Annotated in this window: 24 protein-coding genes and 1 tRNA gene; 19 read left to right on the forward strand and 6 right to left on the reverse strand. The window is 35.6% G+C overall.

All coding sequences use genetic code 11. The features are described 5' to 3' along the window. Positions 1 to 18: 18 nt before the first annotated feature. Both CORI_RS05370 and CORI_RS05375 read right to left on the reverse strand, forming a co-directional pair. Positions 19 to 609 (reverse strand): LemA family protein, encoded by a 591-nt coding sequence (locus CORI_RS05370; protein WP_173031124.1) that lies wholly within the window; start codon positions 607 to 609, stop codon positions 19 to 21. 212 nt (positions 610 to 821) lie between these two features. Further along, positions 822 to 898 (reverse strand) — tRNA-Arg (locus tag CORI_RS05375). A gap of 288 nt (positions 899 to 1,186) precedes the next feature. On the opposite strand from CORI_RS05375, the gene CORI_RS05380 reads away from it, so the two are divergent. Genes CORI_RS05380 through CORI_RS05395 form a run of 4 tightly spaced genes read left to right on the forward strand, consistent with a single transcriptional unit; the run spans position 1,187 to position 4,411 of the window. Beyond that, on the forward strand, positions 1,187 to 2,653 hold the full coding sequence (locus CORI_RS05380; protein WP_169940771.1) for an acetyl-CoA carboxylase subunit A: 1,467 nt from the start codon (positions 1,187 to 1,189) through the stop codon (positions 2,651 to 2,653). Further along, positions 2,646 to 2,831: a hypothetical protein gene (locus CORI_RS05385; protein ID WP_173031125.1), complete on the forward strand. Its 186-nt coding sequence runs from the start codon at positions 2,646 to 2,648 to the stop codon at positions 2,829 to 2,831. Before CORI_RS05380 ends, CORI_RS05385 begins: the two co-directional genes overlap by 8 nt. Then, a complete protein-coding gene (locus CORI_RS05390) occupies positions 2,828 to 3,550 on the forward strand; it encodes an arginyltransferase (RefSeq protein WP_173031126.1) in 723 nt (240 codons plus the stop codon). The genes CORI_RS05385 and CORI_RS05390 overlap by 4 nt, the downstream gene beginning before the upstream one ends. Positions 3,551 to 3,574: 24 nt before the next feature. After that, positions 3,575 to 4,411 carry an adenylosuccinate lyase gene (locus CORI_RS05395; protein ID WP_254064887.1) on the forward strand — a complete coding sequence of 279 codons (837 nt, stop codon included), beginning with the start codon at positions 3,575 to 3,577 and terminating at the stop codon, positions 4,409 to 4,411. A gap of 110 nt (positions 4,412 to 4,521) precedes the next feature. Here CORI_RS05395 and CORI_RS05400 read toward each other — a convergent pair whose 3' ends face one another. From CORI_RS05400 to CORI_RS05415, 4 genes are read right to left on the reverse strand one after another with little or no spacing between them, the layout of a single operon-like run. After that, entirely contained in the window at positions 4,522 to 5,778 is a 1,257-nt protein-coding gene (locus tag CORI_RS05400) for an RNA polymerase factor sigma-54 (RefSeq protein WP_173031127.1), read from the reverse strand. A gap of 1 nt (position 5,779) precedes the next feature. Then, a complete protein-coding gene (lptB, locus tag CORI_RS05405; protein ID WP_173031946.1) occupies positions 5,780 to 6,508 on the reverse strand; it encodes an LPS export ABC transporter ATP-binding protein in 729 nt (242 codons plus the stop codon). Next, positions 6,501 to 6,905 (reverse strand): tRNA (adenosine(37)-N6)-threonylcarbamoyltransferase complex ATPase subunit type 1 TsaE, encoded by a 405-nt coding sequence (tsaE, locus tag CORI_RS05410; protein ID WP_173031128.1) that lies wholly within the window; start codon positions 6,903 to 6,905, stop codon positions 6,501 to 6,503. Before tsaE ends, lptB begins: the two co-directional genes overlap by 8 nt. Next, positions 6,902 to 7,147: an RNA-binding S4 domain-containing protein gene (locus tag CORI_RS05415; protein WP_172201152.1), complete on the reverse strand. Its 246-nt coding sequence runs from the start codon at positions 7,145 to 7,147 to the stop codon at positions 6,902 to 6,904. Before CORI_RS05415 ends, tsaE begins: the two co-directional genes overlap by 4 nt. A gap of 169 nt (positions 7,148 to 7,316) precedes the next feature. Between CORI_RS05415 and CORI_RS05420 the strand changes: the two genes are divergently transcribed. From CORI_RS05420 to CORI_RS05490, 15 genes are all read left to right on the forward strand, one after another. Beyond that, the gene (locus CORI_RS05420) at positions 7,317 to 8,540 is read left to right on the forward strand and encodes an argininosuccinate synthase (RefSeq protein ID WP_173031129.1); all 1,224 of its coding nucleotides are present in this window, start codon (positions 7,317 to 7,319) and stop codon (positions 8,538 to 8,540) included. A gap of 25 nt (positions 8,541 to 8,565) precedes the next feature. Then, complete coding sequence (gene rplI, locus CORI_RS05425) at positions 8,566 to 9,012, forward strand: 50S ribosomal protein L9 (RefSeq protein ID WP_169974540.1); 447 nt, start codon at positions 8,566 to 8,568, stop codon at positions 9,010 to 9,012. Further along, entirely contained in the window at positions 9,012 to 9,557 is a 546-nt protein-coding gene (hslV, locus tag CORI_RS05430; RefSeq protein WP_169974538.1) for an ATP-dependent protease subunit HslV, read from the forward strand. The genes rplI and hslV overlap by 1 nt, the downstream gene beginning before the upstream one ends. Next, a complete protein-coding gene (gene hslU / locus CORI_RS05435) occupies positions 9,554 to 10,876 on the forward strand; it encodes an HslU--HslV peptidase ATPase subunit (protein WP_173031130.1) in 1,323 nt (440 codons plus the stop codon). The genes hslV and hslU overlap by 4 nt, the downstream gene beginning before the upstream one ends. After that, positions 10,873 to 11,742: a GTPase Era gene (era, locus tag CORI_RS05440; protein WP_173031131.1), complete on the forward strand. Its 870-nt coding sequence runs from the start codon at positions 10,873 to 10,875 to the stop codon at positions 11,740 to 11,742. The genes hslU and era overlap by 4 nt, the downstream gene beginning before the upstream one ends. Before the next feature lie 70 nt (positions 11,743 to 11,812). After that, complete coding sequence (locus CORI_RS05445) at positions 11,813 to 13,342, forward strand: hypothetical protein (protein WP_173031132.1); 1,530 nt, start codon at positions 11,813 to 11,815, stop codon at positions 13,340 to 13,342. Continuing rightward, positions 13,342 to 13,974, forward strand: coding sequence for a type 4a pilus biogenesis protein PilO (pilO, locus tag CORI_RS05450; protein WP_173031133.1), 633 nt, complete (start codon positions 13,342 to 13,344; stop codon positions 13,972 to 13,974). The genes CORI_RS05445 and pilO overlap by 1 nt, the downstream gene beginning before the upstream one ends. After that, a complete protein-coding gene (locus CORI_RS05455) occupies positions 13,956 to 14,402 on the forward strand; it encodes a hypothetical protein (RefSeq protein WP_173031134.1) in 447 nt (148 codons plus the stop codon). The genes pilO and CORI_RS05455 overlap by 19 nt, the downstream gene beginning before the upstream one ends. Next, positions 14,380 to 15,990, forward strand: a complete 1,611-nt coding sequence (gene mshL / locus CORI_RS05460) for a pilus (MSHA type) biogenesis protein MshL (RefSeq protein ID WP_173031135.1) — start codon at positions 14,380 to 14,382, stop codon at positions 15,988 to 15,990. The genes CORI_RS05455 and mshL overlap by 23 nt, the downstream gene beginning before the upstream one ends. Continuing rightward, the gene (locus CORI_RS05465) at positions 15,980 to 16,801 is read left to right on the forward strand and encodes an ATP-binding protein (protein WP_173031136.1); all 822 of its coding nucleotides are present in this window, start codon (positions 15,980 to 15,982) and stop codon (positions 16,799 to 16,801) included. The genes mshL and CORI_RS05465 overlap by 11 nt, the downstream gene beginning before the upstream one ends. After that, positions 16,794 to 17,732: a transformation system protein gene (locus CORI_RS05470; RefSeq protein ID WP_173031137.1), complete on the forward strand. Its 939-nt coding sequence runs from the start codon at positions 16,794 to 16,796 to the stop codon at positions 17,730 to 17,732. Before CORI_RS05465 ends, CORI_RS05470 begins: the two co-directional genes overlap by 8 nt. A gap of 128 nt (positions 17,733 to 17,860) precedes the next feature. After that, positions 17,861 to 19,603 (forward strand): GspE/PulE family protein, encoded by a 1,743-nt coding sequence (locus CORI_RS05475; protein WP_173031947.1) that lies wholly within the window; start codon positions 17,861 to 17,863, stop codon positions 19,601 to 19,603. Beyond that, positions 19,600 to 20,844, forward strand: a complete 1,245-nt coding sequence (locus CORI_RS05480) for a type II secretion system F family protein (RefSeq protein WP_173031138.1) — start codon at positions 19,600 to 19,602, stop codon at positions 20,842 to 20,844. Before CORI_RS05475 ends, CORI_RS05480 begins: the two co-directional genes overlap by 4 nt. A gap of 15 nt (positions 20,845 to 20,859) precedes the next feature. Continuing rightward, positions 20,860 to 21,369: a PAS domain-containing protein gene (locus CORI_RS05485; protein WP_173031139.1), complete on the forward strand. Its 510-nt coding sequence runs from the start codon at positions 20,860 to 20,862 to the stop codon at positions 21,367 to 21,369. Between the two features lie 10 nt (positions 21,370 to 21,379). Next, entirely contained in the window at positions 21,380 to 22,645 is a 1,266-nt protein-coding gene (locus CORI_RS05490; RefSeq protein WP_173031140.1) for a methyl-accepting chemotaxis protein, read from the forward strand. The last annotated feature ends 121 nt before the right edge of the window (positions 22,646 to 22,766 follow it).

Raw genomic sequence — 22,766 nt, forward strand, 5'->3', positions numbered from 1 at the left:
AATAGCTCCTTTTGGTTGCTATTTAAACGATACTTCCGGTGTCTTTTGCTCGCTCTCAGCGGCTTCAAAAGTATCTTTCAGCTTAGCCTCGGGATGAAAAATTTGAGCCACAAATTTTCCGGGAAAAGTTCTAAGAGCTAGGTTATACTCCTTAACCGAAGCTATATAGTCCTTCCTTGCTACAGCGATACGGTTTTCAGTGCCTTCAAGCTGAGACTGAAGAGCTAGGAAATTTTGATCCGCTTTTAATTGCGGATAATTTTCACTCACAGCCATAAGCCTTGATAAAGCGCCTCCAAGATGTCTTTGAGCCTCCATAAACTCTCTTATCTTCGCAGGATCGCTAGCATCGTTTGCATTGATGGTTATCTGAGAAACCTTGCTTCTAGCCTCGGTAACTTCTGCAAATACGCTCTTTTCATGAGCCGCATATCCTTGCACGGTGCTAACCAAATTTGGTATCAGATCAGCACGCCTCTTATACTGGTTTTGCACCTGCGACCACTTCTCTTTGGTTGTCTCGTCAAGTGTTGGAACTTGATTGTAATACTTTAAGAAAATTCCTCCAAAAATCGCAACTACGACTAAAAGTCCTGCTAATCCTTTCATTGGCTCTCCTTTTAAATTTGATTTCATTAATCTACTGTTATTAAATTTCTTATTTTGATTATACTGCTTTTTTAATTAATAGAAGCAATCAAATTCATACTAAATATTTAATTGCAAAATCTTAAATGTAGGAAAATTAAAACAATGTTGATTTGTATGAAATGAATAGGTAATGTAGAGAAACAAAGTATATTTATAGATGTTAAATAAAATGGTGCGCTCGAAGGAATTCGAATCCCTGACCTTTTGAACCGCAATCAAATGCTCTATCCAGCTGAGCTACGAGCGCACTATATAATTAAGTAAGGCTCGAAGTATAACCAAACCTTTCTTAAATCTTTCATAAATTTTAAAAACTCTTTGGAATTTATGAAATTTAACCATAAAATCTTAAAATTTATCAAATTTAATCATCAATAAAAAATCTTTATGCTATCGTTATGAAATTTAAATTTTAGTTTGTCAGTAAAAATAATCAATAAAGACAAGGCGAAGCATTTTGGGATTATTTTAAAATTTCAAAATAAAATTTTGTATAATTCTTAAAACTCCCAAAAGCCTTAAGAGTGAGGAAAAAGTGATACATAAAATTTTAATCGCAAACAGAGGCGAAATAGCGGTTCGCATAATTCGCGCCTGCAAAGACCTGCATATCAAAAACGTAGCCATATACACAAAGCCCGATCAAGATTGTCTGCATGTAAAAGTAGCTGATGAAGCATATCAAATCGGCATAGATCCAATCAAAGGATATCTTGACGCAAAACGTATCGTAGAGGTTGCCAAAGCCTGCGGAGCGGACGCTATACATCCGGGATATGGATTTTTAAGCGAGAACTACGAATTTGCAAAAGAAGTTCAAGATGCCGGGCTTATTTTTATCGGTCCAAACGCCGATGTCATCCGAAAAATGGGTAATAAAAACATAGCACGCTACCTCATGAGCAAAAACGGAATTCCCGTAGTTCCCGGTACCGAAAAGCTAAATAACGAAACAATGGAAGACATCAAGCTTTTTGCCGAAAAGATCGGCTATCCGGTTATATTAAAAGCAAGCGGCGGAGGCGGAGGCAGAGGAATTCGCGTAGTATGGAAAGAGGATGAGCTTGAAAGTAGCTTTGAAAGCTGCAAACGCGAAGCTAAGGCGTTTTTTAATAACGATGAGGTATTTATGGAAAAATACGTCATCAACCCGCGCCACATCGAATTTCAAATAGTGGGCGATAAATACGGCAATATCATTCACTTAGCCGAGCGCGACTGCTCCATACAGCGCAGACATCAAAAAATTTTAGAGATCGCGCCAAGTCCGAGCATAAGCGAAAATTTACGTAAAAGCATGGGTGTTACTGCGGTTGCTGCGGCAAAGGCGGTTAATTATACAAACGCAGGAACGGTTGAGTTTTTGCTTGATGATTACAATAACTTCTATTTTATGGAGATGAACACAAGAATTCAAGTCGAGCACGGCGTAACGGAAGAGATAACGGGCGTGGATCTTATAGTGATGCAAATAAGAATAGCCGCAGGCGGCATACTTCATATGCAACAAAGCGATGTCGTTACTCAAGGTTTTGCCATAGAAGCTCGTATCACGGCAGAAGACGCTTGGCAAAATTTCATCCCAAGCCCTGGCAAAATTTCAGGTTATTACCCCGCTCTTGGCCCTAGCGTGCGCGTGGATAGTCATCTTTACAAAGACTATCAAATTCCGCCGTTTTACGATAGTTTGCTAGCTAAACTTATCGTTCGTGCGACAAGCTACGATTTGGCGGTAAATAAACTTAACCGCGCGCTAGATGAATTTACTATAGAAGGCGACGTAAAGACTACGATTCCGTTTTTGCTAAGCATAAGCAAGGAGCGCGACTTTAGACGCGGGTTTTTCGACACTTCATATGTAGAAAATAAAATGCCTGCCCTGCTTGAAAAGATGAAAACAAAAGAAAACGAAAGCAATGAAGAGGTCATAGCGGCCATTACGGCGGCGATTCAAAAGGTAAAAGACGCCAGAAAGTTAAAGCAAAGGAATTTGGATGAATGATTTTTTTGACAGCTTAAAAGATATAAAAAAAGAAATGATAAAAGAACTTGGTACACAGCCTAAAAAAGAAGTCAAAAAGCACACGGTAAGCAAGGAAGAAGCTATCGCCCATAAGGAGCAGATTCTTCAAGAGGAGTTCATGAAATACGTAAAAAATAGCGATATAAGGAAGATATGATAATCCCTTTTTCCACGCTTCCAAGCCTATGTCCGTATCTTAAAGATAGAGACTCAAGAATGGAGTATAACTATGTAAGCGATTGTGATTTTAACCTTAATGACGCGCTTACAAGGCGTGGATTTAGAAGGTTTGGCAGATATTTTTCCAAGCCCAACTGCAAAGAGTGCAAAGAGTGTGTAAGCATAAGAGTTGATGCGTTAAATTTTCATTTTGGCAGATCGGCTCGCCGCACCATAACTAAAAATATAGACACCAAAATATACATCTCAAGTCCCATAGTAGATGAAGAGCATCTAAATTTATACCGCAAATACCATAAATTCATGGAGCAAAAGCGTGAATGGAAGTATTACGAGCTTGATTTTAGAAAGTATTATGAGCTTTACGTTGCGGGACACGACGAGTTTGGCAAAGAGGTTTCATATTATGCCCACGGCAAACTAGTAGGAGTTGATCTGATTGATGTTTTAAGTGACGGAATTTCTGCGATTTATTGCTATTACGATCCTGATTTTTCGCATTTGTCGTTAGGTAGATTTTCGCTCTATCAGCAAATTTTTTTAGCAAGACAGAATAATTTGCACTGGATTTATCTCGGGTATTACGTCAAAAACTGCCCTAGCCTAGCCTACAAAGGCGAATTTAAGCCTTATCAGGAGCTAGCCGGATATGTAGCAATGGACGTCGAGCCCGTTTGGAGTAGCATGGAACGCTAATTGCTTTAATTAACGTAATTAAAATTGGAGAAATTTATGGACGTTAAGCAGACTTTAGAATCCTTAAGCATAGAAACAACCGACAGCAAGCTGTTTTGCGAGCTTAAAAGCGTGATGAACAAAAACTTTTCCAAAACACTTGGGCAAAAACATAAAGTTATATCGTTTTATGACGAGAGTGAACTTGTGCAACGTAAATATTTTTTTAAATTTATAAGCAAACTTTACCAAAAAGCGCATAGCCAAGAGCTTGATATAAAATTTGCCGAGTATAAGACAATCAAGCTCCTTTACAAGCAGCCAAATTCGCTTAAAATCATAATATCTGCCGATGTAAAATTTGCAAAAAACGAAGTAAATTTCAAATTTGAAAAACCAAACGCTCTTTTTATAAGCTACATCTCTCAAAAATTTAAAAACTCGGAAATTTTCACAGATGAAAACCAAGATAATCTAACGATAATAATCAAAAATAGCAGCCAAACCAAAGGGTTTGACGAGCTATTTAGCAAAAACGAACATATGTATTTTGCCGTGAATTTTAACTATAAGCAGAGCGAATTTATCAAATTCAAAAGAGAGATAAACATACAAAATTCACAAAAATTCGTAAAAAGATTTTCAGCGCTTGCAGGGCTTTTTGACGAGCATTTTAAAACGCTTGAATGCGATATAAACAGTAGCTTTCAAAGCGTTAGAAGTAGATATCTTGAGCTGGTTAAAATCTATCATCCCGATCGTCATGCAGGCAAATCGGCTAAAATTCAAGACGAATATCGCATGAAATTTGAAAATATCCAAAACGCCTACGAAAGCTTGAAGCCGTATTTTAAAGAGCAAGAAATTTTCATAAGCGCATAAATTATGGTAGCTTAAAAGTGTTTTAAGTGCCAATAATATAGATGTATTAAAATTCGATGTAGAATTTAGACTAAACCCTGCACGCCAAACAGTATAAAACAATGTCCGGCTTAACCTTGCATCAGATAAATTCTCTTGCGCTGGCTGGAGCTAGCGATATTTAGCGCCTTGCGATATTTCGTAATAGTTCGCCTGACCATATTTACGCTAAATTCCTTTTGGATAAGCTCTAAAATTTTAAGATCGCTTAACGGCTTTTTAGGATTTTCATTTTTAACTAAATTTGCGACGAAATTTTTAAGAGCGGCATTTGAAATCTCCTCGTCAACAGCAGCCGAAAAGAAGCTTTTTATCGGTACCATGCCTCGTGAGCAGACAAGATATTTATTTGATATCGCGCGCGAAATAGTAGAAGGATTGCGCCCTAAATCATCCGCGATATCTTTTAGTCTCATGGGCTTTATATCGCCTCCAAAAAAATAATCATACTGATACTCAACTATCATCAAAGCAATCTTTTTTAGCGTAGCTTTTCGCATATCAAGAGCATCTACAAGGTCTTTTGCCTCTTTTATACGCGTGCTTACAAACTCGCTTTTCTCATCAAGTCCTTCGGTATCAAGCAAAATTTCAGGGTAAAATTCATCATTTATAGCTATCTCAACTCTTCCGCCGGAAGTATTTATAAAGATATCTGGAATTTTAGCCGGCGAGTCGCTTAGATGCTCGATCGCGGGTGGGTTTTTAAATTTACGCACGATAGAAATAGCCTCATCGTATCGCTTCATTTTTTTTAAATTTTGCGCCAAATTCTGCAAATTTTCAAAATTCTCTATAATAAATTTAACATCTTTTTCAAGCTCGCTATCAAGCTCAAATTCACCCATCTGAAATAAAAAACTCTCTTTATAATCCACCGCACCCACGCCACAAGGCTCAAGATAAGCAAAGCGCGCCCTAACCCGCTCTACTTCGCTCCTATCAAAGCCCGCAAAAACTTCATCACTCCACTCAAAGTACCCCTCATCGCTAAGACACTCTATGATTTTATTTGCGATAATTTGGGATTTTTCAGTAGGAAATAACGGCTTGTTTATTTGAGGCAAAAGCTTATCGTATAGACTCTCTTTAAAAACGCTGTAAGTTTCGATATTTTCACTTGAGGATTTTTTTGAAATTTCGCTAAAAAAGTTCTTTTTAGATGAATTTTGATTTTTATGCTCGATCGTGACGAATGGATTTTGCGCCACAAAAGGCTCAAGAGTCTCTTTTAGCTCTTCGATACTTGAACTAAGTATCGGAAGCCAACTTCTAAGAGTATGCGAAAGCTTGCCTTTGGGGGCTATAGATGCGGTTTGCTTTAGCATATTATTCTAAAAGCTTAAAATCTTGTCCGAGATAGTGCGTCTTAACAAGCTTATCGTTTGCAACCTCTTTGGCGTTTCCCGAGGCTAAAAGCGAGCCGTCTTTTATAACGTAAGCTCTATCGCAAATCGCCAAAGTCTCACGCACATTGTGATCTGTTATCAGCACTCCTATGCCTAAATTCTTAAGGTCTCTTACTATGCTTTGTATATCGCTAACGGCTATAGGATCAACGCCGGCAAAAGGCTCGTCAAGAAGCAAAAATTTTGGCGTTATTATGAGGCTTCTTGCGATTTCGCAGCGCCTTCGCTCACCACCGCTTAGACTTACGCCCTTTCTTAAGCGAATCGGCTCGATATTAAGCAAATTTAGCATCTCATCTACTTTTTGCTCCTGAACGGCTGTATCTTTATATAAAATTTCAGCCCCGAGCAACAAATTTTCTTCTACCGTTAAATCCTTAAAAATGCTTGATTCCTGAGGTAAGTATCCTATGCCCATGCGAGCGCGCTTGTGCAAAGGTACATTTGTGATATCGACACCGTCAAGATGGATATTGCCGCTACTTGGGGGTATCAGCCCGCAGATCATATAAAAAGTAGTCGTCTTGCCGGCTCCGTTTGGACCAAGAAGACCTACAACTTCACCACTTTGTATATCAAGCGAAATGCCTTTGATGATATTTGTCTTTTTTATTGTCTTTTGTAAATTTTTAACTTCTAGCTTATGCACCGCAAACCTCGTATTTTCTTCCTTTTTCATGAGGAGTTATGCAAATTTTTATATAATCTATATTAAATTTATTAAGCATATTTTCAAGTTCGTCATCGCCCCACTCTACTAAGTGCAAGCCCTCTTCAAAGAAATTTTCAAAAAGTCCGTTTTTTATGATTCCTTCAAAGCCGTTTTGGTAGATATCGTAATGAAAAATTCCGTTTTCATACCCTTGCATAACCGAAAACGTAGGAGAGGTAACGTCGGAATTTACACCATGAGCCTTTGCTATGGCTTTTACAAGAGTTGTCTTACCGCTTGCAAGATCGCCCTTTAGGATTATAACTCCTTCTCGCGGCAAAATTTTAATCAGTTCATCAAGCTCGTCTAAATTTAGTATAAATTCTTTTTTCATAGCTCTTTTACATACTCGCTTTGCGCTGATTTTGGGATACTTTTCGTCACAGGGATAGCCAAAACCTCATAACTCATCTCTTTGGCTAAAAATTTAATCGTAATTTTATCGCCGATTTTCACCTCTTTAGCGGGCTTTGCCACAACTCCGTTTATGCTTACTACGCCGCTTTTACACATATCTTCGCTAATCGCTCGACGCTTGGTAATATTAACCGTATTTAAAAATTTATCTACTCTCATAAAAGCGATTTTATCCAAAAAACTCTTAATCTAGTAAGTAATTATAATTTTGCGAGCTTCAAAATCAGAATTTGATATCAGCTTAGGCACCCAAAAAACGATAAATTTTTAGTAGAAATTAATTAAATTTGGCTAAAATTACAAATCTAACTTTTATAAGGATTTTGTTATGAAAAAAGACGTTAAAAAAGTAGTTTTAGCATATTCGGGCGGTCTTGATACGAGCATTATTTTAAAATGGCTTCAAGACGAATACAAATGCGAAGTGATAACCTTTACCGCAGATATCGGTCAAGGTGAAGAGCTTGAGCCTGCAAGAGTAAAAGCGCTTGAACTTGGCATAAAACCTGAAAATATCTTTATAGAAGATTTGAAAGAGGAATTTGTAAGAGATTTTGTATTTCCGATGTTTAGAGCAAACGCCATCTATGAGGGCGAATATCTGCTTGGTACATCCATCGCTCGACCACTTATAGCAAAAAGACAAGCCGAGATAGCGGCAAGCATAGGAGCCGATGGAGTAAGTCACGGCGCAACCGGCAAAGGAAACGATCAAGTTAGATTTGAGCTTGGATACTACGCCATAGGAGATAATCTTACTATAATTGCCCCTTGGAGAGAGTGGGATCTAAACAGTAGGGAAAAACTACTGGCTTATGCGGAAAAAAATGGTATCAAAATAGAAAAAAAACCGGGCAAAAGTCCATACTCTATGGATGCAAATTTACTTCACATAAGCTATGAAGGCTTAGTGCTTGAAAATCCAGCCAATGCACCAGAAAAAGATATGTGGAGATGGACAGTCGATCCGAAAAACGCACCAAATGAGAGCGAAATCATAGAGATAGGATACGAAAAAGGCGATCCCGTAAGCATAAACGGCAAGAGATTAAGTCCTGCGGAAATTTTAGCCGAACTTAACCGCCTTGGTGCAAAACACGGCATAGGAAGACTTGATATAGTAGAAAATCGCTCGGTAGGCATGAAATCTCGCGGTTGCTACGAAACTCCGGGCGGGACGATAATGCTAAAGGCTCACCGCGCCATAGAGAGCATAACTCTTGACAGAAGAGCCGCCCACCTTAAAGACGAACTCATGCCAAAATACGCCGAATTAATATACAACGGATACTGGTTTTCGCCTGAGCGAATCATGCTTCAAGCACTAATAGACAAAAGCCAAGAAAACGTAAACGGAAGCGTAAAAGTCGAGCTATACAAAGGAAATGTAATCATACTAGGCAGAGACAGCAAGAGCGATAATCTCTTTAGTGAAGCGTTTTGTACCTTCGAAGAAGATAACGTGTATGATCAAAAAGATGCCGACGGATTCATAAAGCTAAATGCGTTAAGGTTTATTATAGGGCGCAAAAACGGGCGCAAATTTAACTAAAATTTAAATTAAATAAGGATAAGCAATGAAAGTATTACTGATAAAAGACGTAAAATCTCTTGGCAAAGCAGGAGAGATAAAAGAGGTAAAAGACGGCTATGGAAACAACTTCTTAATAGGCAGAGGCTTAGCAAAAGCTGCAACTCCCGATGTGCTACGCCAATATGAAGCGGCTCAAAAAAGAAAGGCCGAAGAGCTAAAATACGAGCTTGCAAATTTAGAAACTCTAAAAGAGCAACTCGAAAATATAAAGCTGGTTATAAAAAAACCGCTTGGCGCTAACGGCTCGCTGTTTGGCGCTGTTACAAAAGACGAGATCGCTCACGCCCTTGAAGAAAAGCACAATCTAGCTATAGACAAAAAGAGCTTTGATACCGACGGACATATAAAATCAACAGGAATTTTTGACGTAGATGTGAAGCTAGGACACGGAATTCACGCTAAACTTAAGTTAGAAGTCGAGGGCGAATAGTGTTTCATGCAACAACCATACTAGCCTACAAAGGCAAAAATAAATCCGTGATCGGCGGAGACGGGCAAGTAAGCTTTGGCAACACGGTTCTTAAAGCAAATGCAGTTAAAATTCGCAAAATTCATAACGGCAAGGTTCTAGCGGGCTTTGCAGGAAGCACTGCCGATGCGTTTAATCTATTTGATATGTTTGAAAACAACCTAGAGCACGCTAAAGGCGATCTGCTAAAGGCTGTGATAGAATTTAGCAAAGAGTGGCGTAAAGATAAGTATCTGCGCAAACTTGAAGCGATGATGTTGGTACTAAATCGCGATAAAATTTTTCTGCTAAGTGGCACGGGCGATGTGGTTGAGCCCGAAGACGGAAAGATAGCTGCTATCGGAAGCGGAGGAAATTTCGCACTTTGCGCAGCAAGAGCCCTTGATAAATTTGCACAAATTGACGAAGAAGAGCTTGTAAAAGAGAGCTTAAAAATAGCAGGAGAAGTCTGCATATACACAAATACAAATATAAAAACTTATGTTTTAGAAGAGAATAAAGAATGAATTTAACCCCAAAAGAGATAGTGAAATTTTTAGATGATTATGTAATCGGTCAAAAAGACGCTAAAAAAATCATAGCAATTGCACTTAGAAACAGATATCGCAGAATGAAGCTTGAAAAATCGATGCAAGATGACATTGTGCCTAAAAATATACTTATGATAGGTTCAACAGGCGTTGGTAAAACCGAGATAGCACGTCGTCTTTCAAAGATGATGGGCTTGCCTTTTATCAAAGTAGAGGCAAGCAAATACACCGAAGTCGGTTTTGTTGGGCGCGATGTGGAGTCTATGGTAAGAGATCTGGTTGCGGCTGCTATAAGTCTTGTAAAAACAGAATTTAGAGAGAAAAATCAAGATAAAATTGATGAGTACGTCGAGGATAAAATCATAAAAAAGCTTCTTCCACCGCTTCCAACTGGAGCAAGCGAAGAGAAAAAGGCTGATTATGAAAGAAGTTATGAGAAGATGAAAACGAGACTTAAAAACGGAGACCTTGATGATCTAAACATCGAGATCGAGATCACGCAAAGTAGCTTTGACGCGGGAGCTAATGTGCCGCCTGATATGGCTCAAATGCAAGAGAGTTTTGTAAAAATCATAGGATTAAGCAACAAAACTACAAAAAAAGAGATGAAAGTAAAAGACGCAAAAGAAGCTCTTAAAAACGAAGCTAGTGAGAAAATTTTGGATATGGAAAGCATTAAGGCCGAAGCGTTAAGAAGAGCCGAGAACGAAGGCATTATATTTATAGACGAGATTGATAAAGTGGCTGTTAGCTCGGGAAATTCAAGCAGGCAAGATCCTAGCAAAGAAGGCGTGCAAAGGGATTTGCTACCGATAGTAGAAGGCTCAACGGTAACTACAAAATTTGGCGTTATAAAAACAGATCATATCCTATTTATCGCAGCAGGCGCATTTCATATAAGTAAGCCAAGCGATCTCATACCTGAACTTCAAGGAAGATTTCCTCTTAGGGTAGAACTGAGCAGTCTTGACGAGGATGCGCTATATCAAATTTTAACTCGGCCTAAACACTCGCTACTAAAGCAGTACGAAGCTCTTTTGAAAACCGAGAACGTAGAGCTTAAATTTAGTGATGAAGCTGTAAAAACTATCGCTAAAATAGCCCAAAACGCCAATGAAAAAATGGAAGATATCGGCGCAAGAAGGCTTCATGCGGTGATCGAGCGAGTAATAGAAGATATAAGCTTTGAAGCTAGCGAAAACAGCGGAAAAACGATAGAGGTTGATAAGGCGCTCGTAGAAGACAGGCTGGGAAATATCATAAAAGATCAAGATTTGGCAAGATACATACTATGAAATCGGGCTTCGTAAGCATAATAGGAAGAACAAATGCGGGCAAAAGCTCTCTTTTAAACTTCTTACTTGATGAAAAAATCACTATCGTGTCGCATAAGCAAAATGCTACAAGGCGCAAGATAAGCGGTATAGTGATGAACGGCGAAGATCAGATAATCTTTACCGACACACCCGGGCTTCACGAAAGCGATAAAATGTTAAATAAATTAATGATAAACGAGGCGATAAAATCAATGAGCGATTGCGATGCGATTGTTTTTTTAGCCTCGATTCACGACCCAGCTAATGAATATGAGAAATTTTTAAATTTAAAACCTTCAGCGCCTCACATCTTGGTTTTAACTAAGGTTGACAAAGTATCAAATGATAAAATTTTAAAAAAAATATCTGAGTATTCTAAATTTCAAGATAAATTTACAGCCCTAATGCCTTTTAGCATCAAAAAACAAACTTACAAAAAGCCGTTGCTTGATGAAATTTGCAGGCTTTTGCCAGAGCATGAGTATTTTTATGATCCTGAATTTTTAACGCTTACCAATGAAAAAGAAATCTACAAAGAATTTATACTTGAAGCGATATATGACAATCTAAGCGACGAGTTACCTTACTCAACGGATGTACTAATAGATAAAGTTAAGGAAAAAAGCGAAATAATAGAAATTTTTGCCTCAATAATAACGGATAAAGAGCTACACAAATCAATGATAATAGGAAAAAATGGCGAAACAATCAAAAGAATTGGTATAAATTCACGAAAAATGATATCAAAATTAACAAATAAAAAAATCTTTTTAAAGCTCGTAGTTATCGTAAAAAAAGGATGGAGCAAGGATGAAAAAATTATAAAACAAATAAATAACTATTGATTTTTAATTTGTTTTTTATTAAAATAGCAGTTGATTGTTTACAAATTTTATAATTTAAAGTGATTTTAAAATGTTTGGAAAAGATAAAATTAAAATTAAAAAAAACGGCAATAAGATCGAAAATGGCATTGTCTCGATAGATCCATATACACAAGATTCATATATATTTTCAAAAAATGAATTTGCACAATGCAGCATAGATAAAGTGAGTAAAGATAACTTCTTTATAACATATCTGAAATATAAGGATCTTATGATAGGCACAGTAGAGATTCCTGGAACCACTGAAGATAGCGATATTCCAGATCTTATAACCATAAAAGCCTATGAAGAATTTGATCTTGATACTTCAAAAGACTATAAAATAACTTATAGCGAAGCGAATAATATAGGATCGGAAAACAAAACATTTAATCTATTTGTTATAGAAAGTGCCGCTATCAGTAATTTTTTTAACCCGATAGCTAAAAAAACCTCGTACATAGACTATATAGTTGCCGCTCCTTTGATGTTTGGAGCTTTATATAAGAAAAATTTAATACCTATTCAAAATACAGACGCATTTATAGTTATACAAAACGACGATGCGTTTCTTGCGGTTTACCAAAACGGCGAGTATGTCCAATCAAGGCCATTAAGATACTCTATAAAAAACATGAACGAAAAATTCTCCGTTCTTCAAGAAAACAGAATAGACGAGTATACTTTTATACAAATTTTGCAAAACAGTGAAAATGAAAAAGACAAAGAGCATTTGGCTCAAATTTTTGACGAGATAGCTTATTATCTAAGCGATATACTAAATAGTATAAGCAGAGTGTATAATGTAAAAATTCAAAATTTATATGTATTAAGCGATATAAACATAAGCGGTCTATGCGGAACCATAGAAAACAGAGTAGGAATACCTACAAGCAACTTTGATATCAAAATTTCGATAAATACAAAAGATATTCAAGTAAGCAATTTAAGCACCACAATGACTCTCTTTGCACAAAACTACAAAGAAGAGCATAATGACAATTTTAACTTCTCAACATTTTTACGCCCTCCTCCTTTGTTTAAGCGTCATAGCGGAAAGCTTATAATGTATGTAGCTGCAGGATTTTTAGCGGCATTTGCTTATCCTGCATATCAATATGCAGTAGGATTTATAACTCAGCAAGAGGTAAACAAGCTAACCGATGAATACAATATTGCACATGCCGAAGAGACAAGGATCAAAAACGAACTTGCAAGAATCGGAGCTGAATACGAAGAGATCAAAAAACTGCTTGATAGTGAAAACGAAAAGATAGATTTTAGAAAAAATCTTCTAACCGAAATTCATGATAAAAAAGCTAATTATCCCATGAAGAGTGTAGTATTATACGAACTTACAAAACTAATAAGCGAAAAAGATATAAAAGTAGGCAAGGTCGTAAATAACGATAAAAATATGACGATAATGCTTTTAAGCAACAACGAAAAACAGCTTACGGAATTTATACAAAACGTAAGCAACGAGATAAAATACTCTATAACAACACAAGAGATTATCTTTGATAAAAATAAACCAAATCCAACTTACGAAAGTAACGTTACGGTAAAGATTAAATAATGAAAAAAGACAACACTTTAGTAAAAATAGACAACTATTTCGATAGTAAAAAAGGCAGTGAAGTATCCATGATACTTTTGGGGGTTTTAGTTTTAGTAGGATATCTTACATATGTTTTATCTTGGGATCCTGCGCAAGATTTTTACGACGCTACAGCCAGAGAACATCAAGATATAACATCTAAGCTATATCAAACAAACAATTATTTGGCTACAAATAATACAAGTAAAGTTCAAGAGCAACAAACTAAACTAAATGTACTAAAAGATAATCTTGAAACAGCCAAATTCACAAATCAATATTTTGACAATAAGCTAAAAGAGTTGTCTTATCTTTTGTTCAATGAACAAAATTGGGCTAAATTTTTAGATAGTTTAGCATTTTTAGCAGACAAAAACGATATAAAAATTGTAAAAATAGCCAACGAGTTTAAAAATCCTACACCCCAGAAAATTGAGCAGGTGTTAGACATTAAAATAGACTTTGAAGGAAGCTTTAAAAATATAGTAGGATATATAAATTCTATAGAAGAATCCGATTTGGTGGTAGATGTAAATTCAATGGATATAAACTCCACCAAAAAAGATCTAATAGGAAATATAGGAATTTATGTATGGGGGATGAAATACTAATGAAATTTTATAAGATATCAATAATTATTGCATCTTGTTGTTTAATGTTTGCAAATGAAACACTGAAAGAAACCAATCAGGAGAGCATACAGGAGTATGATCAAATTTTTCAAGCTATCAATACTCCAAGAAAAGGGCTAAATGACAGCAATATAAGCAAAATTCCTGATCCATTTTTAGTTCAAAAATCGACTCCAAAAATAATAGATGCAAATAGCTCTGAAAGCGAGGGATTAACTCTTAGCTTGCATGCTATATTTGGAGATAGAGTTAAAATCAATAATAAATGGTACAAAACGGGCGAGAAAATAGGTGAATATAAAGTTGGCAAAATTAAAAAATCAAGTGTAATTTTAGCCAGCAAAGAACAAAATTTAGAATTAAATATTACTCAAGGAAAAAACAATGTCGGTATTAAAATTAAATAAAGTATTAGCAATTATTGCTTTTTTAGCTTTTTCTTTTTCATCAGCATTGGCTACGGATAGTTGCAAAACTAGAATTTTTAATCTGAAAATAAGCGAACAGGTTTCCATACAAGAAATTTTAACACAACTTTCAGATCTTTGTAATTTTAGTGTTATAACAAAAGATCAATTTGCAAAAAATGCTATAAACGAAGAAGTTTCAGGAATAAACATCAAAGACATGACGTTAAATGAAATTTTTAATATTTTGCTTCATGAAAAAAACATCAACTATACTTTTGAAAAAGGGACATTAAAAATTTCAGCCCTTCAAACAAAAACATTTAAGATAGACTATATAACATCAGTTAGAGAGGGAACTGCGATAACAAAAGCTTCTGTGGATTCGGCTCCTATAGAAGTTGGCAGCGAAAACGATGATGAAGGCGCGGATGATCTTAAAAAAGGTGGCGGAAAGCTTGATAATCTTATTAGAACAGTTGAAAGATTTGATTTCTGGGAAAAGCTTGATGCCGAAATTAAAGCTATCTTAAATAACACCACAGAAACTATAGTAGCCCCTGATCCAATCATAAATGCAAATGCAGGGCTTGTTACGGTAACAGGAACTGCTGCACAAATAAAAAGAGTTTCAGAATACATTGAAGATGTTCAAAATCGCCTTAGAAAACAAGTCATAATAGACGTTTCAATAATATCTGTTGAGCTTGCAAATAGCTATACAAAAGGCATTGATTGGAGCAAATTCAGTATAGGATTCAAAACAGGACTATTCAATAGATTTATCCCTATAGGAATGACAGAGGAAATTCAAAAAGATGCTGCCGGTAATCCAATCAAAATACAAAAATTTACTTATGGACAAACACCGGGAAACACCATACATTGGTCTACAAGAGACGGTCAAAATAGTCTAAATAAAGGTTTATCTCAAAGTATAAACTTAATACCTGGTTTTACATTTAATCTTGACGGAGTTATAAACTTCCTTGAAATAAACGGAAAAACCAAAGTAGTATCAAATCCAAAAATAGCCACTTTAAACAATCAGCAAGCTCTTATATCGGTTGGTGACAATATCAACTATAGAGTCAAACAAGAGAGCTCAAACGACAATGCCTTAAACGGCAAGACAACAATTACATATAAACAATACTCCGTATTTATAGGAATTTTATTAAATATACTTCCTGAAATTTCAGACGATAACAAAATAATGCTTAGAATCAATCCATCTTTAAGTAGCTTTAAATATAATGAAGATGACACAAGACAAACAACAGCCATAAGAGAAATAGCTCCTGACACAATCCAAAAGAAGCTTTCTACAGTAGTTCACGTAAACAGTGGCGATACTATAGTTCTTGGAGGTCTTATAGCTCAAAGCAAAGGCAAAGAAAACACTAAAGTTCCTTTCCTTGGAGATATCCCTGTTTTAGGTCATGCGTTTAAAAGCACAAAAGATCAACTCAAAACAACAGAGCTTGTATTTATAATAACACCAAGAATTATAGACATCTCATCGCCTACGCCTATAAAACAGACTTTAAAGGATTTAGGCTTTTCAAGGTCAACGTATGAGCAATAATAAATACACCGTAATAAAACATCTTTTTGCCGAAGACAATAAAGATAGCAGTTTTATACATTTGGATAAATCTTTTGCAGCATATAAAAAGATTATAAATTTAATCGAAAAGCCTGTTAAGTTAATACTATTTTATGGCAATCCGGGTTGTGGTAAAACGTTTTTGCTAAAAAAAGTTGTAGAAGATTTAAAAGATAGAGAAGATATAGTATTTTTTTCATATCCGTTTTTTAATGAAAATGAATTTATGACATCTCTTTATGAAGAAATTTTCAAGGAAAAACCTATAGAAAAAATTCAAAACTACGAAGAATTTACAAGGATTTACAAATCAAAATTTAACCAAGAAAACAAAAAAGTTTTTACGGTTTTGCTTGATGAAGCACAACTTTACCCTGAGCTTTTGATAGAAAAACTCCGCCTGCTTTCAGATAGCGGTTTTTTTAAATTTCTATTTGCAATTCGCAAAACAGATGAAGAACATGTCTTGACAAAAGACTATTTTAAAGCTAGAATTTGGGAAAGTATAGAGATGAGTCCTCTTGAAGTTAATGAGATGAGAGTTTATATGGAAAGTAAACTGCAATCTAAAAAATTTGATTATCAATTTTTAAAATTTACAGATGAGCAACTAGAACTTATAAACAATCTTACAAGAGGAAGTCTTACAATGCTCAATAGATTTATGTTTAATTTCTTTGAGCTTTATGAATATTTTGAAGACAATCAACCAACAATAATTAGTACAGACACAATGAGTACAAAAATTTTAGAGATGGCAGCCATCAGATCGGAGCTTATAAATGCTTGAAGTACAAGAAATATTAGAATTAGAAAAAAAATGGAAGGCTTATGATAAAAAAAGAGCGACTCCAATTTCTAAAGAAAAAACCCATTATAACTATTTATTGGTAGCCTTGCTTGCGGCTTCTGTTACGACAGCTTCGCTTGTGTTTTTTTATCTTGAAGAACCAAAAATGAAAGTTGCAGCGGCAAACACCAATAGTACAACACAAGAAGTTAGACAATCTTTTGTAACAAAAGAGCCTAATATAAATAGCTCATACACTACAACAACAAAAGAACCTGAAGCTTTAGCAGAAGAGCTACCAAGCGGAACTCTTTTAAACCAAAATTATAATAATTTTGCAAACAATGAAAACAACATTGAAATAGAAAAGCAAGATATAACATCCTTAGCACAGACGAATTCTCAGCAAAATCAGCAAGGATGGATATATTTAAATGAAAACGCTCAAGCTTCTTTTGAAACAAAAGCAAGTGGCGAAGTAGAAATACAAGAGTTGAGAAAACAAGTCTTATTTACTGCCCCAAATGAAGAGGCTATAAATCTAGAAGCCGACACTTATAGTATACAAAGTAGTATTATGACTGATAAAAATGAAGACAATTCATTTAAAATTCAAATCCAATCATCAGGTCCTGAAATATCGGTTGATGAGTTAAAGTCAAAATTTGATAAAACAAACAGTTCTGAACTTGCTACTTTGATAGCTAAAAAATATTACGATATACAAGACTATAAAAGTAGCGAAAAATGGTCTGTTATAGCAAACGAGCTTAACAGCGACAACGAAGAAAGTTGGGTTATTTTTGCAAAGTCAAAATATAACTTAGGGCAAAAATACGACGCCGTTAGAGTTCTTAAAATATATAATGAAAAAGCAAATTCAAAAGAGATTGAAACCCTAATAAAACATATTGAAAATAGTTCAATATAAATTAACATTTTTGCCGAGTCTATTTAAATAAATTTAATAGGCTCGGCTTTTTAATAAAAATATCTATTTAAACTATACAATGTTTAAAAATTAGTTAGTTATTATAACAAGGAGTGTTTGTGATAGATATGCCTTATGAACTATTCTTATCTACCGCTTTAAAAAACAATCTAATATCCCAACAGCAAAAACAGGAAATAGAAGAGCTTTTATCCCAAGATAATAAATTTGAAAAAATTATCAAAGAAGTTGCACCAGATATCCAAGAGCAAACAATCATCAATATTTTATCTGAACTTTACAGAACTCAACGCATAAGCATAGCAAATATCCTAGAAAAATTCATCATAAATTTAAGCGATTTTTTAAAATTTACAGCCAAAAAATTTGAACTTGAATATATGGATTTAGATACTATAGATATAGATTATAGGCTATCTGAAAAAACTTCTCTTTCTCAACTGAAAAAATACGAAGCTTTACCTGTAAAAGAAGATGAAGTAAGGGTTTATGTAGCCTTTAGAAACCCATTTGACATAGCTGCTCAAGATAGACTTCAAAATATATTTAACAGAAAACTTCTAAAGGTAGTCATAGCAGATCCATTTCAGATAGATAAGCATCTTAATAAAATCGAACTAAGCGAAAGCATAAAAGGCATAGTTGCTGACATAAGAAAAGAGCTCTCAACGACCGCATCAACGGGAGATGAAAATAGTTCCGGAATTTTAAAGCTGATTGAAGTTATCCTAAAAACCTCAATACTAGGCAGAGCAAGCGACATACACATAGAACCTACGGAGACAAACTGTATCGTAAGAAGCAGAATTGATGGCATGCTAACAGAAACCTTTATCTTTGATAAGGACATCTATCCTCCTATGGTATCTCGTATGAAGCTTTTATCCAACATGGATATAGCCGAGCGTAGAAAGCCTCAAGACGGTCGTTTTTCAGCTCAGATAATGGGCAAGGAGTATGATTTTCGTATCTCTACTCTTCCGATACTAAACGGAGAAAGTATTGTTCTTCGTATTCTTGATAAGTCAAAAGTACTAATAAGCCTTGAAAATTTAGGCATGCATCCTCAAAGCTTTGCCAAATTTAATAAAGCAATGAAAGCTCCTTACGGCATTATCTTAGTAACCGGTCCTACGGGCTCCGGTAAAACCACTACACTTTATGCTGCACTTAATGATATAAAGAGTATAGAAACGAAAATTATAACTGTCGAAGATCCTGTCGAGTACCAGTTAAATATGATACAGCAAGTTCATGTAAATGAAAAAGTAGGACTTACTTTTGCTTCAGCACTTAGGTCTATCCTTCGTCAAGACCCGGACGTCATAATGATCGGCGAGATCAGAGATCAAGAGACGCTTCGTATAGCCGTGCAAGCGGCACTTACCGGACACTTGGTATTTTCCACTCTGCACACAAACGATGCTATAAGCGCTGTTACAAGAATTGTAGATATGGGTATTGAGCCATATCTTATAAGCGGTTCTTTGGTAGCCATAGAGGCACAAAGACTTGTTAGAAAACTTTGTCCAAATTGCAAGCAAAAGACAACTATCCCTCTAACTCTTCAAGAGCAGTTTAAAGACTATTTGCCTCAAGATTATCAGTTCTATAAGCATGTAGGCTGTGAAAAATGTTCTCAAACGGGATATACCGGAAGAGAGATGATAAGTGAAATTTTGCCTATCAGCGACAAGATCGCAAGCATGGTAGCAAATGGAACAACAAAAGAAGAGATTAAAAAAGTAGCCTACGAAGAAGGCTTTATAGATATGTTTAAAGACGGTATCATAAGAGCTGCAAGAGGCGTAACAACTATAGATGAAATTTTAAGGGTTGCTAAAACATGAAATATTTTGAAATAGAATATATGTCAAAAGGCCGCAAACAAAAGATGGTCTTAAGAGCAAATAATCAAAATGAAGCTAAAAACGTAGCTAAAATGAAAAATGCCGGCGCTATAGTTAAAATCGGTGAAACTAAAACTGTTCCTATTGAGGAGCAGTTTCAGGACTTGCTTTCAAGAGCTAAAAATTTTGTTCAAGGCTCAAAGGTAAAAACTCCGAATTTAGTAGCTGCCGTAAGACAATTAAGTGTAATGACAAATGCCGGAATTTCAATCCACGATAGCATAAAAGAAGTTGCAAACGCTACAGAAGATAAAAGACTTAAGGCTATTTTTTCAAATTTAAACGATGATTTAAATCAGGGTCAAAGCCTAACAGACGCCATCTCAAATTTTAGAACCGAGCTTGGAGATGTAGTAATAGCCATGGTTAAACTTGGCGAAAATACGGGTAATATGGCAGAGTCTTTACAAAAACTAGCAGACATCTTGCAGGAAGTTTGGGATAATCAGCAAAAGTTTAAAAAAGCTATGAGATACCCAATGATAGTAGTTACAGCCATAGTCATAGCTTTCGTAATACTTATGATGTATGTCGTGCCTAAATTTAAAGAGATATTTGAACAACTTGGTGCAAATTTACCGCTACCTACAAGGATTCTTCTTGGCATAGAAAACGCCTTAAACAACTACGGTCTTTATATATTAGGAGCTATTATACTCATAGTGTATGGCATAAGATATATGTATAGGACAAATGAAGACTTTAGCTACAATTTTGATAAATACCTGCTTAAAGTCTATCTAATAGGCAATATTATTTTTTATTCAACCATGAATAGATTTAATCTTATCTTTACAGAGCTTGTAAGAGCTGGAATTCCTATCGCTGAAGCTCTTGATACTGCAACTTTAACTGTTGCCAATCAGGAGATAAACAAAAAACTATCGACAGTTAAAATCGCTGTACAAAGAGGCGTTTCTCTTACTGATGCGTTTAGAGATACAGAGCTTTACGAAGGTATGCTTATACAGATGATTAGTGCGGGCGAGCAAAGCGGTAGCATAGATGCGATGATGGAAAAAGTAACGGATTACTACAAGGTTAAATTTAATGACATAGTAGATAACATATCCGCTTACATTGAGCCTATTTTGATAGGATTTATCGCTGTTATGGTAGTATTTTTAGCACTTGGTATATTTATGCCTATGTGGGATTTAGCAAGCGCGGTTAAAAATTAAAGCAAAAGAAAAAAGATGAATTTAACTACAAATTCCAAAGAGCGTCGAGTAAGTAGCGACGCTTTTTTAGTATCAAAAACCGACACAAAAGGCAAAATTACGTATTGTAATATACCCTTTGCGGAAATTGTAGGCGCAAAAAGCTCAGAACTTATAGGTAAGCCTCACAACATCGTAAGACATCCTGATATGCCAAGAGTTATTTTTAAATTTCTTTGGGAATATATAAAAAACAAAAGAGAAATTTTTGCATATGTCAAAAATAGAAGCTTTGACGGATCGTTTTACTGGGTGTTTGCAAATGTTACAGCTTCGATTGACGAAAGAGGCAACATCATAGGTTTTTACTCGGTGCGCAGAAAACCAAACCCAAAGGCACTTGAGATTATTATACCTCTTTATAAAGACTTGCTTAATGCAGAAAAAAGCGGTGGAATGGACGCTTCGCTAAAGCTCTTTGAGCGAATTTTAAAAGAGAAAAATACAACTTATGATGAATTTATGAATAATCTGCAAAGATTATAAGAGGAAAATTATGTTTTTTAATAAAAATAAAGTAAATTATGACGAAATTTTAGATGTAATTTCTCAGGCAAGAAACGGAATTTTAGAGCCAAGAATACTAAATATAAATCCAAACGAACCGTTGGGTCAAATAGCTCTTGGCATAAACGATCTGCTAGATCAGATAGAGGCTTTGCAAAGAGAGATGGGAACTTGCGTAAAATCGGCCGAAAGCGGAATAGCATATAGAAATATTTTTATAGACGGTTTTAGAGGTCTTTTTAAGACAAATGCCCAGTCTATGAGCGAAGGCGTAGAGGGTATAAAAGCGGGACAAAAAGGCAAAACTAGAGGAATTCTTTCTGAGAAATTTAGTGAGCTTGGCAATGGAAATAGCGGCATAGCAGACGCAAAAAAAGATCTTGATCAAAGCATAAAAGACCTAAGTGAAATTTCAAGCGTGGCGCAAGATACTTCAAGCAAAGCAAGCGAAGGTATAATCGCCGTAAATGAATTAAGCTCAAATATGAACGATCTTGAAAATTTGATTACCGACTCAAGCGAGGCAATTAGAAATTTGACCAACAGAACAGCCGAGATCAGCTCTGTCGTAAATTTAATAAAAGATATCGCAGAGCAAACAAATTTGCTAGCTCTTAATGCGGCTATCGAAGCGGCGCGTGCAGGAGAGCATGGGCGCGGATTTGCCGTTGTAGCAGATGAAGTTAGAAAACTAGCCGAAAACACACAAAAAGCGACAAGCGAGATCGGCATAAATATCCAAACCTTGCAGCAACAAACAAACGATTTAAACGAAAATTCAAACAAAATAACACAAATAGCTCAAGTAGCTAACGTAAGCGTTGCGAATTTCAGAGAGGCGATCAATGTCTTTAGCGAGGGTGCTACAAAAACGGCTCAAATTTCAAAACACGTTGAAAATAAATCAATAGGAATCATGGGCAAAATCATCCAAGTGATCTACAAGCAAACCGCCTATAATAACGTTATCAACGAACGCGGATTTGACGAGGCTATGCAAAAACAATTCGAAAATATGCATAATTGGTATGAAAATGACTACAAAAAATATTTTGGTTCAACCAAGAGCTTTGACAGGATTAAAGAACCCGCTAAGCAGCTTGATGAACTGATGCTTAAAAATTTAGAAGAGTCAAAAGACGGCTACACAATGGATGATATTGAAAAATTCGTAAGCAGATTTAAAAAGCTAAAAGATACTAGCAGTGATATATTTAAGATTATAGACGCGGTCATCGAAGAAAGTAAAAAATAAAAGCAAAATTTGCGATTGCGAAATTCAAATTAAATTACGAATTAAAATACAAAACTTTGCAAACGAGCGTTTGTATTTTAAGAGCCAATTTCAAATCAAACATCTTTATCTTGTCTTTAAG

This window comes from Campylobacter sp. CCUG 57310, assembly GCF_013201975.1.
Classification (GTDB): Bacteria; Campylobacterota; Campylobacteria; order Campylobacterales; family Campylobacteraceae; genus Campylobacter_A; species Campylobacter_A canis.

Excerpts from the sequence above, each read along its gene's own strand:
- CORI_RS05490 (WP_173031140.1), top strand. The coding sequence starts at position 21,380 with ATGTTTTTTAATAAAAATAAAGTAAATTATGACGAAATTTTAGATGTA.
- CORI_RS05480 (WP_173031138.1), top strand. The coding sequence starts at position 19,600 with ATGAAATATTTTGAAATAGAATATATGTCAAAAGGCCGCAAACAAAAG.
- CORI_RS05400 (WP_173031127.1), bottom strand. The coding sequence starts at position 5,778 with ATGCTAAAGCAAACCGCATCTATAGCCCCCAAAGGCAAGCTTTCGCAT.
- CORI_RS05485 (WP_173031139.1), top strand. The coding sequence starts at position 20,860 with ATGAATTTAACTACAAATTCCAAAGAGCGTCGAGTAAGTAGCGACGCT.
- CORI_RS05420 (WP_173031129.1), top strand. The coding sequence starts at position 7,317 with ATGAAAAAAGACGTTAAAAAAGTAGTTTTAGCATATTCGGGCGGTCTT.
- CORI_RS05445 (WP_173031132.1), top strand. The coding sequence starts at position 11,813 with ATGTTTGGAAAAGATAAAATTAAAATTAAAAAAAACGGCAATAAGATC.
- CORI_RS05385 (WP_173031125.1), top strand. The coding sequence starts at position 2,646 with ATGAATGATTTTTTTGACAGCTTAAAAGATATAAAAAAAGAAATGATA.
- CORI_RS05465 (WP_173031136.1), top strand. The coding sequence starts at position 15,980 with ATGAGCAATAATAAATACACCGTAATAAAACATCTTTTTGCCGAAGAC.
- era (WP_173031131.1), top strand. The coding sequence starts at position 10,873 with ATGAAATCGGGCTTCGTAAGCATAATAGGAAGAACAAATGCGGGCAAA.
- CORI_RS05415 (WP_172201152.1), bottom strand. The coding sequence starts at position 7,147 with ATGAGAGTAGATAAATTTTTAAATACGGTTAATATTACCAAGCGTCGA.
- CORI_RS05390 (WP_173031126.1), top strand. The coding sequence starts at position 2,828 with ATGATAATCCCTTTTTCCACGCTTCCAAGCCTATGTCCGTATCTTAAA.
- hslU (WP_173031130.1), top strand. The coding sequence starts at position 9,554 with ATGAATTTAACCCCAAAAGAGATAGTGAAATTTTTAGATGATTATGTA.
- CORI_RS05455 (WP_173031134.1), top strand. The coding sequence starts at position 13,956 with ATGGGGGATGAAATACTAATGAAATTTTATAAGATATCAATAATTATT.
- CORI_RS05475 (WP_173031947.1), top strand. The coding sequence starts at position 17,861 with ATGCCTTATGAACTATTCTTATCTACCGCTTTAAAAAACAATCTAATA.
- CORI_RS05470 (WP_173031137.1), top strand. The coding sequence starts at position 16,794 with ATGCTTGAAGTACAAGAAATATTAGAATTAGAAAAAAAATGGAAGGCT.
- pilO (WP_173031133.1), top strand. The coding sequence starts at position 13,342 with ATGAAAAAAGACAACACTTTAGTAAAAATAGACAACTATTTCGATAGT.
- mshL (WP_173031135.1), top strand. The coding sequence starts at position 14,380 with ATGTCGGTATTAAAATTAAATAAAGTATTAGCAATTATTGCTTTTTTA.
- CORI_RS05370 (WP_173031124.1), bottom strand. The coding sequence starts at position 609 with ATGAAAGGATTAGCAGGACTTTTAGTCGTAGTTGCGATTTTTGGAGGA.
- rplI (WP_169974540.1), top strand. The coding sequence starts at position 8,566 with ATGAAAGTATTACTGATAAAAGACGTAAAATCTCTTGGCAAAGCAGGA.
- tsaE (WP_173031128.1), bottom strand. The coding sequence starts at position 6,905 with ATGAAAAAAGAATTTATACTAAATTTAGACGAGCTTGATGAACTGATT.